This is a genomic window from Ochrobactrum sp. P6BSIII (assembly GCF_014138065.1).
Taxonomy (GTDB): domain Bacteria; phylum Pseudomonadota; class Alphaproteobacteria; order Rhizobiales; family Rhizobiaceae; genus Brucella.
Map to the genome: position 1 here is coordinate 22054 of NZ_JACGXB010000010.1, position 15681 is coordinate 37734.

The window sequence follows — 15681 nt, forward strand, 5'->3', positions numbered from 1 at the left end:
GGCTGCGCCCATGCAAGACGCGCCCCTCATCCGGCTTGAAAACATCAGCAAGACCTACCACAACGGCGACCTCGCCGTTGAGGTCCTGCATGGTATCAGCCTCGATATCCATGCCGGCGAATTCGTCGCCATCATGGGTGCATCGGGCTCAGGCAAATCCACCCTCATGAATATTCTGGGCTGCCTCGACAGCCCGACCGGCGGGCAATATCTCCTCGACGGCGAGGATGTCTCGACACTCGATGCCGACGCACTGGCTGCCCTGCGCCGCCGCACATTCGGCTTCGTCTTCCAGAGCTACAATCTGATCTCGACATCAACCGCGCAGGAAAATGTCGAGGTTCCGGCGATCTATGCCGGAATGCCCGCTGCCGAACGCCACGAACGTGCAGCCGAATTGTTGAACTCGCTGAAGCTCGGTGATCGTATCGACCACCGCCCCAACCAGCTGTCGGGCGGCCAGCAACAGCGCGTTTCCATCGCGCGCGCCTTGATGAATGGCGGCCGCATCATTCTCGCAGATGAACCGACAGGCGCGCTCGACAGCCAGAGCGGCGAGGATGTGATGGAACTGTTGCGCTCCATGCATCAGCAAGGCCACACCATTATCGTCATCACTCATGCCCGCGAGGTGGCGGAGCGCGCAGACCGGCTGATCGAGATCAAGGACGGCGAAATCCTTTCCGATACGACCAAGCGCGATATTCCCGACCGGCAGGCTCCGCAGCGTTTACAGCAGGCGGGCGACGGACATGCCGCGCGCATAGCCGATATTTCGGAAGCCGTGAAAATGGCCATGCGTGCCTTGCGGGCCAATATTTTCCGCACAGTGCTGACGCTTCTCGGCATCATCATCGGCGTCAGTTCGGTGGTGACGATGCTGGCCATCGGCACCGGCGCGCAAAACTCGATTCTCGACCGCATCAATGCCATGGGCACCGATCTGGTGCTCGTGCGCCCCTCCATGCCAGGCTTTCGCGGGGGCAGTATTGCAACGCTTGTGCCTGCCGATGCGGATGCGATACTCGAACTGCCCAACATCAAATCGGCGGTGCCGGAAGTGACAGGCACGGTCACGCTCAGACGCGGCAATGTCGACTATCAGTCACAGGCCAACGGCACGGTTCCGGCTTTCTCGGAGGCCAAGTCCTGGAAGCTCGCGACGGGCGATTTCATCACCCAGAACGATATGACGTCCTATGCGCCGGTCGCCGTTCTCGGAGCCACAGTGGTCAAGACGCTGTTTCCGGATGGCGGCAACCCGATCGGGCAACATATTCTGATCCAGAAAATCCCGTTCCAGGTCATCGGCACGCTGGAGCCGAAAGGTGCGGGCTTTGGCGGCACCGATCAGGACGATGTGGTTGTCGTTCCGCTTTCGACTGGTAATCTGCGGCTGTTCGGCCAGAAATATGTGCGCACCATCACCGTGCAGGTGAAGGATTCGGATCTGATCAACACAACGCAGGAACAGATTCAGGAATTGCTCGACCAGCGCCATAAGCAGCGCGACACGATGATCACCAACATGTCGTCGGTGCGAGACGATGCGGCGGCCATGGGCAGCACCATGACGCTGTTTCTCGGATCAGTCGCCGCCATCTCGCTTCTGGTCGGCGGCATTGGCGTGATGAACATCATGCTGGTCAGCGTGACGGAGCGCACACGCGAAATCGGCGTGCGCATGGCGACCGGCGCGCGGCGGCGCGATATCCTCCTGCAATTCATCACGGAAGCGCTCACCGTCTCGGCCATTGGCGGCGCTTTCGGCGTGGTCATCGGCCTTGGAGCTGCCGCCATTGCCGGTTGGGCAGGCCTTTCGGTCGGTTACAGCATCGGCCCGGTTCTGCTGGCTTTCGCCTGCGCCTTCGCCACTGGGTTGGTCTTCGGCTTTCTGCCAGCCCGCAAGGCGTCGCGCCTGCTGCCAGCCGTAGCGCTTTCGTCGGAATAGGCCAAAACAAAAAAGCCGGTCTGGAAAAAGAACCAGACCGGCTTTTCACTATCGATAATCTGACTGCTTTACTTGAACAGCAGCGGCAACGTGATCGGCATCCTTGCCTTGGCCATCGCCGCTGGAGGCGCAGGCACAGGAGAAGCGCGACGTGCAGCTTCCAGCGCCAGCTGGTCAACCGCCGGATCACCTGACGAACCGGCCAGACGCGCCGAGAGAACATTGCCGGATGGATCAATCACGAATGTCACCTGCACCAGACCTTTCGCATGGCGGGCCTTGCGTTGCAGGAAGCGGACATTGCGCGCCATATGAGCCTGAAGTTTCGATGTCCACTTGGCCGAGCTTACGCCCGCCGACGCGTTGTTTTCACCACGACGGTTTGCAGCAGCCCGTTCGCCATTGTCGGCATCCATGCGCGGTGCACTTGCCTGCCGGGTTTCCTGAGCCTTTTCAGCCTTCTTGGGCTTCGGCTTCTCAACCTTTTGCGGCTTTGGCTTTTCAACCTTCGGCTTTTCGACCTTCTTGGGTTCCGGCTTCGGCTCGGGCTTTGGTTCCGGCTTTTCAACCGGCATAGGCACGGCCACTTCCGGCTTTTCCGCCTCGACCACATCCGGAATGATCTCTTCCGGCTTCTCCTGAACTTCCGGCTCAGGCTGCGGCTCGGGTTCCGGCGGCGTTACCTGTTCTGGCTCCGGCGGCGTCGGTTCTTCAGGCTGCGGTTCCGGCTGAACAACGGGTTCAGGTTCGACTTCTTTCGGAGCTTCTGCCGTTTCCGGCTGCGCTTCGTCGGCAACCTGCTCTTCCATCGGAGCCATAGGCTCCGGCGCAAGCTCAACCACCATGGCCGCAACTTGCCCGCCATCCGGCTGATCTTCTTCCTGCGCCAGATGAATGGCGTAGGCTCCAGCTGCATGCACTGTCAGGACAAGAATGCCCGCGCCGATCCAGCGTCCCGCATCATGCCAAAAGGAATGATGATGGGCGTCGGCAGAAGCCACCTTCACGGGAGGATGATCGGGCGGAAGTGCATTCATTGGGCAACTCCGGGGGCAGTTCCAGGTGCGGTCCCTGCCGGGGCTGGCGTCTGAGCTGGCGCTTGCGCAGGGGCTGCCGCTGGTGCCGATGCACCGACTGTTTCAAGGCCGACCAGCGCGATCTTCAGATAGCCCGCCTCACGCAGCAAATTCATGATGCGCATCAGTTCTTCATAAGGAACAGCTTTGTCGGCGCGCAGGAAAATGCGCGTTTCCTTGTTCTTCTCAGACAGGCCGTCCAGCGCAAGGCCGAGACGCTCACGTGCAACCACATCATTGCCGACGCTGATGCTCAGATCGTCCTTCAACGTCACATAAAGCGGCTTGTCGGGGCGCGGCGCAGCGGCAGCGGTCGAGGCAGGCAGGTCGACCTTCACATCCACGGTCGCAAGCGGCGCTGCCACCATGAAGATGATCAGCAGAACCAGCATGACGTCGATGAAGGGCGTTACGTTGATCTCGTGATTAAGCTCGAGATCGTCACCACCGCCTTCGCGAATTTTACTCGCCATGACGCCTACTCCGCTGCGTGCAGCGTGCCTTCACGCACGCCGGCTGCCCTGAAATCCAGATCGCGGCTGACCAGACGTTCGACACCAGCCGATGCATCGGCCAGAAGCGAACGATAGCCGGTGATCGCGCGGGCAAAGACGTTGTAGATCACAACCGCCGGAATGGCGGCGACAAGGCCAATAGCGGTGGCGAGCAGCGCTTCAGCAATACCCGGAGCCACAACGGCCAGATTGGTCGTCTGCGCTTCACTGATGTTGATGAACGAATTCATGATGCCCCAGACGGTGCCGAACAGACCCACAAATGGTCCGATGGAGCCGATGGTGGCCAGAATGCCCGTGCCCTTGGACAGGCGACGGCCAGCCTTGGCTTCGATACGCGACAGGCGCGACGAAACGCGCTCCTTGAGGCCCTCGCCTCCGGCACGTGCCAGCGCAGGGCTGGAGAGACGAACCTCATCTTCGGCAGCGCGCACCATGATGGCGCCCGGGCCCTTGACACCATCGAGCGCACGAACGGCATCGGAAAGCGTTGCGGAATGACCAATGGTCTTCAGCGCCTTGTTCGCGCGGCGGCGTGCACCCGCCAGTTCGAGCGACTTGGCGACCCAGATGGTCCATGTTGCGAGCGAGGCAAGACCGAGACCGATCATCACCGCCTTCACAATCCAGTCGGCAGCCATGAACATGCCCCATGGCGACAGGTCATGCGGAAGGCTGGCATCTCTTTCTTCGACTGCTGGCTGGCCAGCGATGACGGGCTGCGGCTCTGCCTGTGGGGCCGGAGTTGAAGCGGGAGCCTGCGACTGTTGCTCTACAGGCGCCGGCTGCGCTGCCGGAGCGGATGGCGCAGACGCTGCTGGCGCTGGCTGGGTGGTCGGCTGAGCGGCTGCGGGAGCCGCTGAAGGATTGGGCTGCGTCGCCTCTTGAGCCAATGCCGGACCAACGCCCAGCAAGACAATGCCCATCGCCGCAGCCATGAAGCCCTTCCGACAGAAACCAGTCATCTTGATCGCCTTTTGATTGTTCAACTCGGGCGCCAAGGACGACCCATCACGCAGGCCGTAGCGCTGCTTGTTGACCTCTTTTTAACCCCCAATAATATGATGATGCAAGTCATGTTTTGTTGTGGTTGCCTTTTTCTGCAACCTTTTGGGTAAGCGCGGCCTGTCAAACCCCTTATAAATAGCTGTTGCATAATGCGGGCAAATCAGACCTGATGATCGAGCCGGAAGCGTTCACCTCCCTCAAGAGGCGTATGGACCGGCAGGAGGAGCATGCACATGATGCACAAAGACATTCAGGCACTCGAACATGCGGCAAGAACCGCCATGGCGGGCAATGATGATCCGCTGCCGGCTCCGCAGCGCGCGCTGAAACCAGCCCATGTCGGCCTCGCCTTCCTGATGATCGCTGGCGCGGCCTATCTGTTTCTCGTCTGACACTGTCTGACTCGCCTCAATGAGCGCAAACGGACCTTGTTCTAAACAAGGCCTGTGGCGGACTTGCCCGTTTACCATGACGCATAAGAAGTGGCGCACGGCGTTGCCGCGATCCGCTATTGCGTGCAACCATTGGTGACGAAAAGCGTTGTTACAACGACAATCCGTTATGACAGGAGGCCAGATATGGCGCGTGCATCCGCGAAGACGAGCAAGATCGAAGAAAAGATCGAGGAAGCGTTGACCGATTCGACGACCGAAGACTTGCAGACGCAGGTTGAGCAGTTGAAGGAAGACATCGCAGCCATCGCCGCGACACTCGCCAACCTTGGCAACCAGACCGTCCGCGATGCCAAGCGCAGCGCGAAGGAAACCTATAAGAGCGCCTATCTGCAAGGCGGCGATGTCGTCGATGAACTGTGCGGAAAGGCGCAGGATCTGGAAGCGCAATTGACAGCAACCGTGCGTGAACGCCCGATCACGTCGCTCGCGACCGCGCTCGGCATTGGCTATCTGCTCGCCCTTCTTTCCCGCCGCTGAGGCGTCCCATGCTTAAAGCTTTGGCCCCCATTCTGACCGCTCTGGCTGGCGAAGAAGTGAAGTTTGCCGTCAGCCAGACGCGACGCGCAGCGATTTTCGGCGTGGCGATTGCCATTTTCGGCATTATCACGGTCACATTTCTCTGTGTTGCCGCGTTTCTGGCACTGGCGCAGGCCTATGGTGGCCCGCTTGCAGCGCTGATTCTCGCCGCGATTTCGTTGATTCTGGCGCTGCTTGTCCTCGCAGTTCTGAAAATTCAGGCCGCAGCCGAAGCCAAAAAGCGCAAGCAGCGGATCGAGGCTGACAAGTCGGCGATGATGGCGACAGCCGCACTGGCGACTATCCCTTCGATCCTGAAGCGGCCAATCCTGGCGGCAGCCTTGCCGCTTGCAGGTATAGCATTGGTATCGCTGCTTTCAGACAAGAAGAAGCGCCCACCCAAGGCCTGATAACAGAGCCATGAAAACGAAAACACCGGAACCTGTTCCGGTGTTTTCTGTTTTCGACAGGAGTTCTTTTTTACTGCGCAGCCGCGTCGGCGCTATCCACCAGCGAAGCGAGACGTACCGATACCCGTGAGCCGGGCCGACCTTCTGCCTCGCCATAGACCGGCTTTTCACCGAACTGCATGCAAAGCTGCTCGACCACCAGCGTGCCGAGACCGTTCTTGTCGCCGGGCTTCGCAGTCCCCTCCGCACCCCAGCCAACACCGTCATCTTCCACCGCCAGAACCGGCACACCATCCGCATCCGCCTGGAAACTGACGGCAATCTGCCCACCCGGACGACCCTTGAAAGCATGCTTGATGGCATTGGTGACCAGTTCGCCGACAATGATGCCGATGGTCGTCACATCGCGGGCTTTCAGATCAAGCTGCGCAAAATTCGTCACGATCTCGATCTGGCGATCCTGACCGATGGCGTTGCGGATATCGTTGATAACCGTGGTCAGAAACTCGTCGACCCGGGCGGTTTCCATGTCTTCGCCCAGTCGCAAACGCCGGTGAGCCGTTGAAACCGTCTGAACCCGGTCGCGCGCTGCCGAAAGTGCCGCGCGCGCATCCTCACTGCGCGCCTGTCGCATCTGCAAGCCCAGCAGGGACGAGACGGTCGCCAGCGAATTGCCGATACGGTGGTTGGTATCCTGAAGCAGAAGCTCGACGCGATAACGCTCGCGCTCCGCGATCCGGCGCTCCTCTTCCAGTTCGGCTGTACGTTCACGCACCCGCTGTTCGAGAATCTCATTTTCAGACCGAAGCGCTGTCTGGCCTTCGAACATGGTGCGCGCATAACGCTGCACACGGCTGAAAAGAAGCCAGCCCAGCACCGCTGCCGAAGCCAGTGCCACGATGGATGTCGCCGTCATCCAATAGCGCATCCGGTTGATACGATCATTGCGCTCGGCGAGCTGCTTTTCTTCCACATCGATGAAATCCGACACCGTGGTCGAAAGCTGGTCCATCAGGGCCTTGCCTTCGTCACTGCGCACCCGCTCCATCGCCGCCGCGACATTGCCGGACGACGCCAATTCCACCGTTTCACGAACATCCGCCTCTTCCCGCTCGATCAAAGCGCGGATCTGCTTGACCCGCGCATCCTGCAACGGATTGGGGCCCGACAAGGCCTCCAGATCGGTCAATGTCTGATCGACGGAAAGGATCGAATTGCGATAGAGATCAAGATGCGCCTCATCCAATGTAAGGAGATAGCCGCGACGGCTCATCTCGATATTGTTGGCCAGCCGCGCAACCTTGTCCACCTGCTGGCGCAGGGCATAGTTGCGCGAAATATCGACGACCTGATGCGTAACGCTCGATGAAAGAAACAGCGTCATCACAGCCGAGAGCAGCACAAGTCCGAGTGAGACGACAACCGCTATCGGTTTCGGCGAAGACTGAAGCAATCTCTGCAACACGGCTGATGGCAAAACGCGCCCCAATACAAATTGATGACCCACCTCTGATAGCAAATATCAGTGACGGCTAACCTTCAAGTGGCTGGAGCAAAAAACTATCATTGCGAGCGAAAATAAATGTCGCCGGACGGCGGCATCACGCTCTTTAGATCAAAACGGCACACAAACTGTGCTCTTTTGTCGAATTCTGGTCCCGTGAGCAGGAAGCAGAACGCTAACCTTTTGTTTGAACAGCACTTTATACCGCCGGATCAGAACGCCCGGCGGCAAAATAAATCAGGCAAAGCTTCTCAAGGTCACACGGGAAGAATCCGCATCCGGACCGTAATCGCCCTCACCCTCGATCTTGAGGATTTCCTGAAGACGGGTCCGCGCACGGCTGACACGGCTTTTGATCGTGCCGACGGCACAACCGCAAATCTCGGCCGCTTCTTCATAAGCAAAGCCGGACGCACCGATCAGGATGATCGCTTCGCGCTGATCGTCGGGCAGTTGTTCCAGAGCCGCACGAAAATCCTGAAGGTCGAGCGTGCCATATTGCGACGGATGCACGGCGAGCTGTTCGCTGAATACGCCATCCGTATCCTGCACTTCGCGTCCGCGCTTGCGCATCTGGGTGTAGAATTCATTGCGCAGGATGGTGAAGAGCCAGGCCTTCATATTGGTGCCCATCTCGAAGGTTTCCTGTTTGGCCCAGGCCTTCATGATGGTGTCCTGCACCAGATCGTCTGCCTTGTCGTGCTGACCGATCAGCGACACGGCAAACGCACGCAAGCTCGGCAACGAAGCCAGAAGCTCGCGCTTGAACTGCGCCCCCTGCGGGGCATTGCCATCAACCGACGGACCGGGTGCTCTGTCCACGCATACTCTCCTGTTCAGCCTGATCGAGTTTTTCGAGAAGATCGAGGAAACGGTCCGGGATCGTCTCATCTTGAATCGAGGCGTATAACGCCTTGAGTTTCAATCCGACTTCACAATTGGGTCCTAATATGTCCTTCGGGACGCGCCGCGATACTGTGGCGCCATTCGTATGAAGGTTATCTTTATCTGTCATATTGTATCGTTCTAGGCGGGGAGCCCTGTCCTGTTTGTTACAAAGCTTCTGTTGGACAGGGAATGCACCAGCCCCAAGAAAGTTCCCGAAATTATGCCGTCACTTCGGAACTTTTTTCAAGCCGCGTCGTTTTGATCCGTAATGCCGCGCCCGATTGCGTGATGATCGCGCTTGGCCAAAAGCTGGTTCAAGCCGGTGATTCCAACCGGATTCATACGAATGTAAAACAAGGCGGCAGATGAGGAGTTCCATTATCATGACGTTATCGACGCGTATCGCGCCGCACCTTCCCTATCTTCGTCGTTTCTCCCGTGCCCTCACCGGTTCTCAGGCGTCAGGTGATGCCTATGTGGCTGCGGCGCTCGAAGCCCTGATCGCGGATGTGAGCATTTTCCCGGATACATCGTCGGACCGCATCGGGCTCTACCGCCTGTTCAGCGACCTTTATAAGACCGCATCGATCCGCGTACCGGAGCAATCATCGGAGATCGGCTGGGAACAGCGGGCAAACCGCAATCTCGCACATATCGCACCTCTCCCGCGCCAGGCTTTCCTGCTGGTGGCCGTGGAAGGCTTCAATGACAAGGAAGCTGCCGAGGTGCTCAATGTCGACGACGCCGAACTCGGCCGTCTTCTTTCCTCCGCCTCGACGGAAATCTCGCGTCAGGTCGCAACGCGCCTGATGATCATCGAAGACGAACCGCTGATCGCCATGGATATCGAGCAGATGGTCGAGAGCCTCGGTCACGAGGTCGTCGGCATTGCCCGGACCAAGGATGAGGCGGTTGCGCTTTATGAAAAAGAAAAGCCGCGCATGGTTCTGGCCGATATCCAGCTTGCCGACGGCAGCTCGGGCATTGATGCCGTGAACGAGATCCTGAAAGACGACACGATCCCGGTCATCTTCATCACGGCCTTTCCGGAACGCCTGCTCACTGGCGAGCGTCCTGAGCCGACCTTCCTCGTTACCAAGCCATTCAATCCTGACATGGTGAAGGCACTGATCAGTCAGGCACTGTTTTTCGAAGAGGCTTCTCAAGTCGCGGCCTGATATCGGTCCGCAATCAACAAGTTTGGTGAATTTAACCGTCTCCGGGAGTAGGAAAATCCCTCTCCCCGGAGCGGATTTTATTTCCCCTCTTGCAACCTAAAGGCAAACCCGCCTTCAACCTGAGATTATTCCTTTTTACACGCGGGACAGGAACCGAATGCATAGCAAAGACGTTTATTCCTCACATACAAAAGAGGAGATTGAATATGCTTTACTACGCGCTCGTATTTCTCGTCGTGGCTCTGGTCGCAGGTGCGCTGGGCTTTGGCGGCATTGCCGGGGCATCGGCGGGTATCGCTCAGATTCTGTTCTTCGTGTTCCTCGCTTTGCTCGTGGTGTCGCTGATCGCTTCGGCAATCCGCAAGGCTTGATGAACCGACGAAAAGTCCAGCTCAAAACTGGTCTGTTTCTGGCCGCAAACCGGCCGCACCGATATGATCAACAGCATGCCGTCGCGCAAGAATGCGCGGCGGTTTGTTTTCTGAAGAGAAGTGAGACCCACCGCATAGACCTTCAGTCAAAGCACGCCTTCCGGGCCAATCGACATTCATCGAGACTATAATGAGCGCATCAGACCTGCCATTACGCGAAGCCGAACCGGATGCAGCCCGTCTGCGCGCGCTCCTTCGAGCTGTTCGTAACAGCAATGTCTGCGTGCTCTACCAGCGCCCCGATCTGGCCTATGCCTGGGGCGAAAATCTCCCCTCCTATTGGCAGAAGAGCTGGAAAGCCGGCGGCACGGATGATGATTTCATCGTTTCCACATCACTCGCCAAATTGAAGGCTGCGAAGCAAATCGCGCTTGAAACCATGACAGCGCAAAATGTCGAACTCTCCGTCATGGATGGCAACAAGCTCCACTGGATGGAACTGCATATCGATTGTGACCGCGATACGAACGGCAATCTGCTCGGTCTGGTGACGACAGCGCTGGAAATCAGCGAGCTGAAGCGCCGCGAACAGGTGTTGAAAACCTTATTGCGCGAAGTGAGCCATCGTTCCAAAAACATGTTGGCCATCGTGCAGAGCATTGCCAGCCAGACGGCGCGCTTTACCGATACGATCGATGACTTTCTGCTGAAATTTCGCGGGCGCATCCAATCGCTGTCCTATTCGCAGGATCTGGTGACCGATTCCAACTGGCGTGGCGCGCTCTTCCGCGATCTCGTCCATTCGCAGGTCGAAAAATATATCGATGTCACCGATGAGCGCCTGAGCCTTGAAGGCGACAATCCGTATCTGTTCCCCGGTGCGGCGCTCCATGTTGGCCTGGCGCTGCATGAACTGGTGGTCAATGCCACGTCGTTTGGCGGGCTCTCCATACCCTACGGTCGTGTGGCAATCTCGGCGCATGTCATCCGGGCTGAAAACGAAGAAGAAAAACTGGTTTTTCTCTGGGAAGAAACCAATCCGGCCATGCCCGAAGTTTACCAGCACGACCCACGATTCGGCAGCGCTGTCCTGCAACGGATTGTGCCCGCCTCGATCAACGGACAGGCGCAATATCGCATTGATGGCACCGGCGCAGTCTATTCACTGACCATCCCTGCCGAACAATTCGATTCCTGAGCTTCCAATCCGGCCAAATAAAAGCCGCCATGGGCGAACCATGACGGCTTATTAAAATGAGCGAAACGCCTGCTGGCACAACGGTTCACCGTTTGCGCGGCGTTCACGCCGTCCACCCTTTGGGGGAGTTCGGGCGAACTATGAAGACCGTGTTGGGGGGCGGGGTCACGGCCTTCATGGATCAAAAACGCGACCACCGAAAATTAGTTCCATCAGGATTTTATTTTTTTACAATAAAGTTCAAGACGGTGATGAACGATCTCATAGCCAAGCGATCGGGCAATCTCTTCCTGCAATTTTTCAATCTTGTCGGAGCGAAATTCGACCACATCGCCGGAATCCATATCGATGATATGGTCGTGATGCGCACCGCTTGCCTGTTCGAAGCGCGATGGACCGCCTGCAAAAGCATGACGATGAATGGCGCCGCGCTCTTCCAGAAGTTTCATGGTGCGATAAACGGTCGACAGGGAAATGCTGCTGTCGATCTCGACCGCCCTGCGGAAAATCTCCAGCGCATCCGGATGGTCTTCCGTTTCGGTCAAAATATTCAGGATGATCCGGCGCGGGCGCGTGATGCGCACACCGGCCTGTCGCAGTTCCTGTTCGTAATCGGGCTTTTTGTATCGTTCGCTCATGCGGTGATTATGCACCTTCACGCCGCCAGTTGCAAATTTTCGCAACTGGAATGGAGCCGATCTCCCCAACCCATTTTACCCCTACTCTTTGGCGCCCTACACAGAAACACCTTGTTGAGCACCTTGTAATTTAAACTTGAGTATGCAAGACAACTTTTCGCATTTTGGGCGCGAAGGGGCTACCATGTACTGGTTCAATGTTGGGCTGACGTCATTTTTCGTCATGGTCATTCTGCCGGCTGTCATATTGCTGGTCGTAGAGGAACTGCGCGGCAAGGAATAGCTCCGCCAGAGCGTTCGCATTCAGACGGACCTGCGTCGAACCGCTGCCGTTGACGCAGTGTGAACCTATCGGAAAAGTATGTCGGGGATGACTGGTACGCCCAAGGGGAATCGAACCCCTGTTTGCGCCGTGAGAGGGCGCCGTCCTAACCGCTAGACGATGGGCGCATAGGGTCTGTTGTTGGCTGATATAATCGCCCTTACAGAAAAGCGCAATCCGGGAATATAAAAAGGCGGCCATCGGCCGCCTGTTTAAGTGTGCAACGCACCCCGGTCTTACTCGACACTGCCGAGCTTGATGCGGCCAATCACGCGGGATTCGCGATAATCATAAATGATGAGTTCAGTGCCGCCGTCGGGCAGCAGCGTTTCCAGCGAAAGCTGATCGCCGGACAGGCTCTGCGACAGGAGGCGCGTGCCTGGAACGAGGTTAATCTGCGACTCGATCAGCTTCGGCGGTTCCGGCTTCACAGGCTGGGCTGCGGCCTGGCCTGGAATATCCGAGCGGGCTTCCTGCGTGGCGGGGGTTTCGGGCGCGCGATTGATCTTGTAGACAACGGCGGCGAGCACGGCCATAAGACCGATCAGCATGACGCCGATTGAAACGGCCAGAAGCCGGATCATCTTGCGGCGCACACGTTCCATAGCCGGATCAAGCACAGGCTCGGACGGTTGTTCGTCCTGATAATAGCCCTGCTGATAGTCCTGATATCCTGAATCCTGCTGATTCTGGTATCGCGGATAGTGTGGATCCTGCATTAAATGACTCCGGTTCATGCACCCGTGTGGCGCGTGATAACGAAGGGAAGAGACAATTGAAAGAACTAATTGCCGACACTGATGCTGCGGGCAAAAGATTGGACCAGTGGCTGGCCGCAGCATTAGGGCCGGAACTCTCCCGCAGTCGCGTTCAGTCCCTGATTGCCGACGGTCATGTGACCATCGACGGTGAACCTGCTCGTGAAACCAAGCAGAAGCTGCGCGAAGGCATGAAGATCGCCATCGTGCTGCCCGAGCCTGAACCTGCCGAACCCCAAGGCGAGAACATTCCCCTCGATATTCTTTACGAGGACGATGATCTCATCGTGATCAACAAGCCTGCTGGCCTTGTCGTTCACCCTGGCAACGGCAACTGGACGGGAACGCTTGTCAATGCCCTTATATATCATTGTGGCGATAGCTTGTCCGGCATAGGCGGAATCCGCCGTCCGGGCATTGTTCATCGTCTCGACAAGGATACGAGCGGCGTCATGGTCGTTGCCAAGAACGACCGTTCGCACCGGCATTTAAGCGAACAATTTGCGGACCATGGCCGCACCGGCGATCTGGAGCGCGCTTATCTTGCCCTCGTCTGGGGCATGACCGAGCGCCCGCAAGGCGTCATCGATGCACATCTCGGACGCTCGCATCGCGACCGCACAAAGCAGGCCGTGGTCAATGAAGAGCGCGAAGACGCCCGCCATGCCGTCACTCATTATGCGACAGTGGAAAAATTCGGCCCCCGTGAGGATGCCACGGCACTGGCTTCTCTGGTGGAGTGCCGCCTTGAAACCGGCCGCACGCACCAGATTCGCGTTCATATGGCCCATATCGGCCACCCGCTGGTCGGTGACATGGATTATGGCAGCGCTTATAAAACCAAGGCCAACAAACTGCCGGAACCGCTGAAGGAAGCTGTGCGCGGCTTTCACAGACAGGCGCTTCACGCCTGGCTTCTCGCCTTCACGCATCCCGCAACCGATGAATTGATGCGATTTGAAGCGCCGGTGCCCGAAGATATGGAGCACCTACTGGAAAATTTCCGCGCGCACTCCATATAATACTGTCAGGTCTTCCGGTTCTTCCTCGCATCGTTGTGCATGTAAACATGGGCTTTGAAGCGAATTGGAAAAACCGAGCCAACACCAATCCGGGTGCAGTTGATGTCAAAACTGCGCCTGGATCATCAGGAACAGTCAAATCCAGCGCGCTTTACAGAATGCTTCTGCAACTTTTCACGCAGACGAGCGTTCACATTGCAGTGACAGATTGTTTCATGAGTTAAAGGATCGTGTTTTCGCCAAAATCATGCCTATATATGGAGGCTCGCGTGAGGGAAGTGCAGGAGGCAGCCCCCGCGACAGGTTCGCCAAATGGGGACCTGAAATTATAAAGGAGGGTGCTCTATGGCCCAGATGAATCTTCCCAGCATTACGTCCGGCGACGGTGGCCTTACCCGTTACCTGGAAGAAATCCGCCGTTTTCCCATGCTTGAGCCGCAAGAAGAATATATGCTGGCCAAGCGTTATCATGAACATACCGATCCGAAAGCCGCCCACAAGCTGGTGACGAGCCATCTGCGTCTCGTGGCCAAGATTGCCATGGGCTATCGCGGTTATGGCCTGCCCATCGGCGAAGTTATTTCCGAGGGCAATGTCGGCCTGATGCAGGCCGTCAAGCGCTTCGAGCCGGAACGCGGCTTCCGTCTTGCCACCTATGCCATGTGGTGGATCAAGGCTTCGATCCAGGAATATATCCTGCGCTCGTGGAGCCTTGTGAAGATGGGCACGACTGCCAACCAGAAGCGCCTGTTCTTCAATCTGCGTAAGATGAAGAGCAAGATTCAGGCGCTCGACGATGGTGATCTCAGGCCGGATCAGGTCAAGCAGATCGCGACCAAGCTGAATGTCAGCGAAGACGAGGTGGTTTCCATGAACCGCCGTCTGTCGGGTGACGCCTCGCTCAATGCGCCCCTGCGTGCAAGCGAAGGTGAATCCGGAGAATGGCAGGACTGGCTGGTCGATGACAGCAACAGCCAGGAACAGGTTCTGATCGAACAGGACGAGCTGGAAAACCGCCGCTCGATGCTTGAACAGGCCATGGACACGCTGAATGATCGCGAGCGTCGTATCTTCGAAGCACGCCGCCTTTCGGACGATCCAATGACGCTGGAAGATCTGTCCAGTGAATTCGGCATCAGCCGCGAACGCGTGCGCCAGATCGAAGTGCGTGCCTTTGAAAAGGTGCAGGCTGCCGTCAAGGCTGCTGCATTCAAGCAGCAAAAGGCGCTGAACCACGTCGAACCCGCTCACGCATAAAAGCGCATCCCGAAAAGTGTGAAGCGGTTTTCGGGTAAGATGCGCTTTGATGCAAAAGAATAGAGTGATTGAACTGTTTTCTGCCGCAGGATGCGTGAAGCGCCCTGCGGCAGACTTGTTTCTGGACGCGGCTATTCCACCGCCTCCATCGTTGCGAGCGCAAATCCCTCATCGATCCAGCCGGTTATCCCACCAGCCATGATCTTGACCGGTCTACCAAGGTCGGCAAGCCGCAGAGCGCCACGCGCTGCGCCATTACAATGCGGCCCCGCGCAATAGGTGACAAACACCGTCTCTTGCGGCCAATCCGCCATTTTCGAACCGATGATCTTGCCATGCGGCAGATTGATCGCGCCCGGAATATGGCCTTTTGCAAACAGGCTCGGGCCGCGCACATCGAGAAGCACGAAATCGACACCCTTCGAAAGCGCATCGTGTACATCCCAGCAATCCGTCTCGAAGGCGAATTGTGCTGCAAAATGTTCCCGTGCCAAAGCACTTGGCGCGGCTTCTATGGCAGTCACAGCGGATTTGGCCGCAGTCTTCATAGCAATGGTCATGGCGATCTCCTGTTGTGTTCGCCATTCTTTTCGCTCGAACAACTGCCCGCTTGC

18 protein-coding genes and 1 tRNA gene are annotated in these 15681 nt (G+C 57.6%); 9 read left to right on the forward strand and 10 right to left on the reverse strand.

Annotated elements, in window-relative coordinates:
• Positions 1 to 10: 10 nt before the first annotated feature.
• Complete coding sequence (locus FHW00_RS14910; RefSeq protein ID WP_113534760.1) at positions 11 to 1951, forward strand: MacB family efflux pump subunit; 1941 nt, start codon at positions 11 to 13, stop codon at positions 1949 to 1951.
• Between the two features lie 68 nt (positions 1952 to 2019).
• Here the strand turns inward: FHW00_RS14910 and FHW00_RS14915 are convergent, their stop codons facing one another.
• Genes FHW00_RS14915 through exbB form a run of 3 tightly spaced genes read right to left on the reverse strand, consistent with a single transcriptional unit; the run spans position 2020 to position 4543 of the window.
• Positions 2020 to 2988 (reverse strand): energy transducer TonB family protein, encoded by a 969-nt coding sequence (locus tag FHW00_RS14915; RefSeq protein ID WP_078339451.1) that lies wholly within the window; start codon positions 2986 to 2988, stop codon positions 2020 to 2022.
• Entirely contained in the window at positions 2985 to 3500 is a 516-nt protein-coding gene (exbD, locus tag FHW00_RS14920; protein WP_078339452.1) for a TonB system transport protein ExbD, read from the reverse strand. The genes FHW00_RS14915 and exbD overlap by 4 nt, the downstream gene beginning before the upstream one ends.
• Positions 3501 to 3505: 5 nt before the next feature.
• Complete coding sequence (gene exbB / locus FHW00_RS14925) at positions 3506 to 4543, reverse strand: tonB-system energizer ExbB (RefSeq protein ID WP_078339453.1); 1038 nt, start codon at positions 4541 to 4543, stop codon at positions 3506 to 3508.
• A 240-nt stretch (positions 4544 to 4783) separates the two neighbouring features.
• Between exbB and FHW00_RS14930 the strand changes: the two genes are divergently transcribed.
• The 3 genes from FHW00_RS14930 to FHW00_RS14940 all read left to right on the forward strand — a co-directional run bounded on the left by FHW00_RS14930 (position 4784) and on the right by FHW00_RS14940 (position 5931).
• The gene (locus FHW00_RS14930) at positions 4784 to 4942 is read left to right on the forward strand and encodes a hypothetical protein (RefSeq protein ID WP_167836095.1); all 159 of its coding nucleotides are present in this window, start codon (positions 4784 to 4786) and stop codon (positions 4940 to 4942) included.
• Between the two features lie 186 nt (positions 4943 to 5128).
• Positions 5129 to 5482 carry a DUF883 family protein gene (locus FHW00_RS14935; protein ID WP_078339454.1) on the forward strand — a complete coding sequence of 118 codons (354 nt, stop codon included), beginning with the start codon at positions 5129 to 5131 and terminating at the stop codon, positions 5480 to 5482.
• Positions 5483 to 5490: 8 nt separating this feature from the next.
• Positions 5491 to 5931: a phage holin family protein gene (locus FHW00_RS14940; RefSeq protein WP_078339455.1), complete on the forward strand. Its 441-nt coding sequence runs from the start codon at positions 5491 to 5493 to the stop codon at positions 5929 to 5931.
• A 70-nt stretch (positions 5932 to 6001) separates the two neighbouring features.
• On the opposite strand, the gene FHW00_RS14945 is transcribed toward FHW00_RS14940, so the two are convergent.
• From FHW00_RS14945 to FHW00_RS14955, 3 genes are all read right to left on the reverse strand, one after another.
• Entirely contained in the window at positions 6002 to 7408 is a 1407-nt protein-coding gene (locus FHW00_RS14945) for a sensor histidine kinase (RefSeq protein ID WP_078339580.1), read from the reverse strand.
• A gap of 264 nt (positions 7409 to 7672) precedes the next feature.
• Entirely contained in the window at positions 7673 to 8257 is a 585-nt protein-coding gene (locus FHW00_RS14950) for an RNA polymerase sigma factor (protein ID WP_078339456.1), read from the reverse strand.
• On the reverse strand, positions 8229 to 8450 hold the full coding sequence (locus FHW00_RS14955) for a NepR family anti-sigma factor (protein WP_078339457.1): 222 nt from the start codon (positions 8448 to 8450) through the stop codon (positions 8229 to 8231). Before FHW00_RS14955 ends, FHW00_RS14950 begins: the two co-directional genes overlap by 29 nt.
• Positions 8451 to 8706: 256 nt before the next feature.
• Between FHW00_RS14955 and FHW00_RS14960 the strand changes: the two genes are divergently transcribed.
• From FHW00_RS14960 to FHW00_RS14970, 3 genes are all read left to right on the forward strand, one after another.
• Positions 8707 to 9501, forward strand: coding sequence for a response regulator (locus tag FHW00_RS14960; protein ID WP_078339458.1), 795 nt, complete (start codon positions 8707 to 8709; stop codon positions 9499 to 9501).
• A gap of 206 nt (positions 9502 to 9707) precedes the next feature.
• Positions 9708 to 9872, forward strand: a complete 165-nt coding sequence (locus tag FHW00_RS14965; protein WP_007876538.1) for a DUF1328 domain-containing protein — start codon at positions 9708 to 9710, stop codon at positions 9870 to 9872.
• Between the two features lie 190 nt (positions 9873 to 10062).
• A complete protein-coding gene (locus FHW00_RS14970) occupies positions 10063 to 11070 on the forward strand; it encodes a sensor histidine kinase (protein WP_078339459.1) in 1008 nt (335 codons plus the stop codon).
• A 212-nt stretch (positions 11071 to 11282) separates the two neighbouring features.
• On the opposite strand, the gene FHW00_RS14975 is transcribed toward FHW00_RS14970, so the two are convergent.
• The 3 genes from FHW00_RS14975 to FHW00_RS14985 all read right to left on the reverse strand — a co-directional run bounded on the left by FHW00_RS14975 (position 11283) and on the right by FHW00_RS14985 (position 12749).
• Positions 11283 to 11708 carry a transcriptional repressor gene (locus FHW00_RS14975; RefSeq protein WP_078339581.1) on the reverse strand — a complete coding sequence of 142 codons (426 nt, stop codon included), beginning with the start codon at positions 11706 to 11708 and terminating at the stop codon, positions 11283 to 11285.
• Positions 11709 to 12083: 375 nt separating this feature from the next.
• Positions 12084 to 12158, reverse strand: a tRNA-Glu gene (locus FHW00_RS14980).
• A gap of 108 nt (positions 12159 to 12266) precedes the next feature.
• Positions 12267 to 12749 (reverse strand): hypothetical protein, encoded by a 483-nt coding sequence (locus FHW00_RS14985; protein ID WP_078339460.1) that lies wholly within the window; start codon positions 12747 to 12749, stop codon positions 12267 to 12269.
• 26 nt (positions 12750 to 12775) lie between these two features.
• Between FHW00_RS14985 and FHW00_RS14990 the strand changes: the two genes are divergently transcribed.
• Together FHW00_RS14990 and rpoH are read left to right on the forward strand one after the other, a co-directional pair.
• Positions 12776 to 13810 (forward strand): RluA family pseudouridine synthase, encoded by a 1035-nt coding sequence (locus FHW00_RS14990; RefSeq protein ID WP_440630078.1) that lies wholly within the window; start codon positions 12776 to 12778, stop codon positions 13808 to 13810.
• Positions 13811 to 14155: 345 nt separating this feature from the next.
• Positions 14156 to 15067: an RNA polymerase sigma factor RpoH gene (gene rpoH / locus FHW00_RS14995; RefSeq protein WP_078339462.1), complete on the forward strand. Its 912-nt coding sequence runs from the start codon at positions 14156 to 14158 to the stop codon at positions 15065 to 15067.
• 131 nt (positions 15068 to 15198) lie between these two features.
• Here the strand turns inward: rpoH and FHW00_RS15000 are convergent, their stop codons facing one another.
• Positions 15199 to 15627 carry a rhodanese-like domain-containing protein gene (locus tag FHW00_RS15000; protein WP_078339463.1) on the reverse strand — a complete coding sequence of 143 codons (429 nt, stop codon included), beginning with the start codon at positions 15625 to 15627 and terminating at the stop codon, positions 15199 to 15201.
• Between the last annotated feature and the right edge of the window lie 54 nt (positions 15628 to 15681).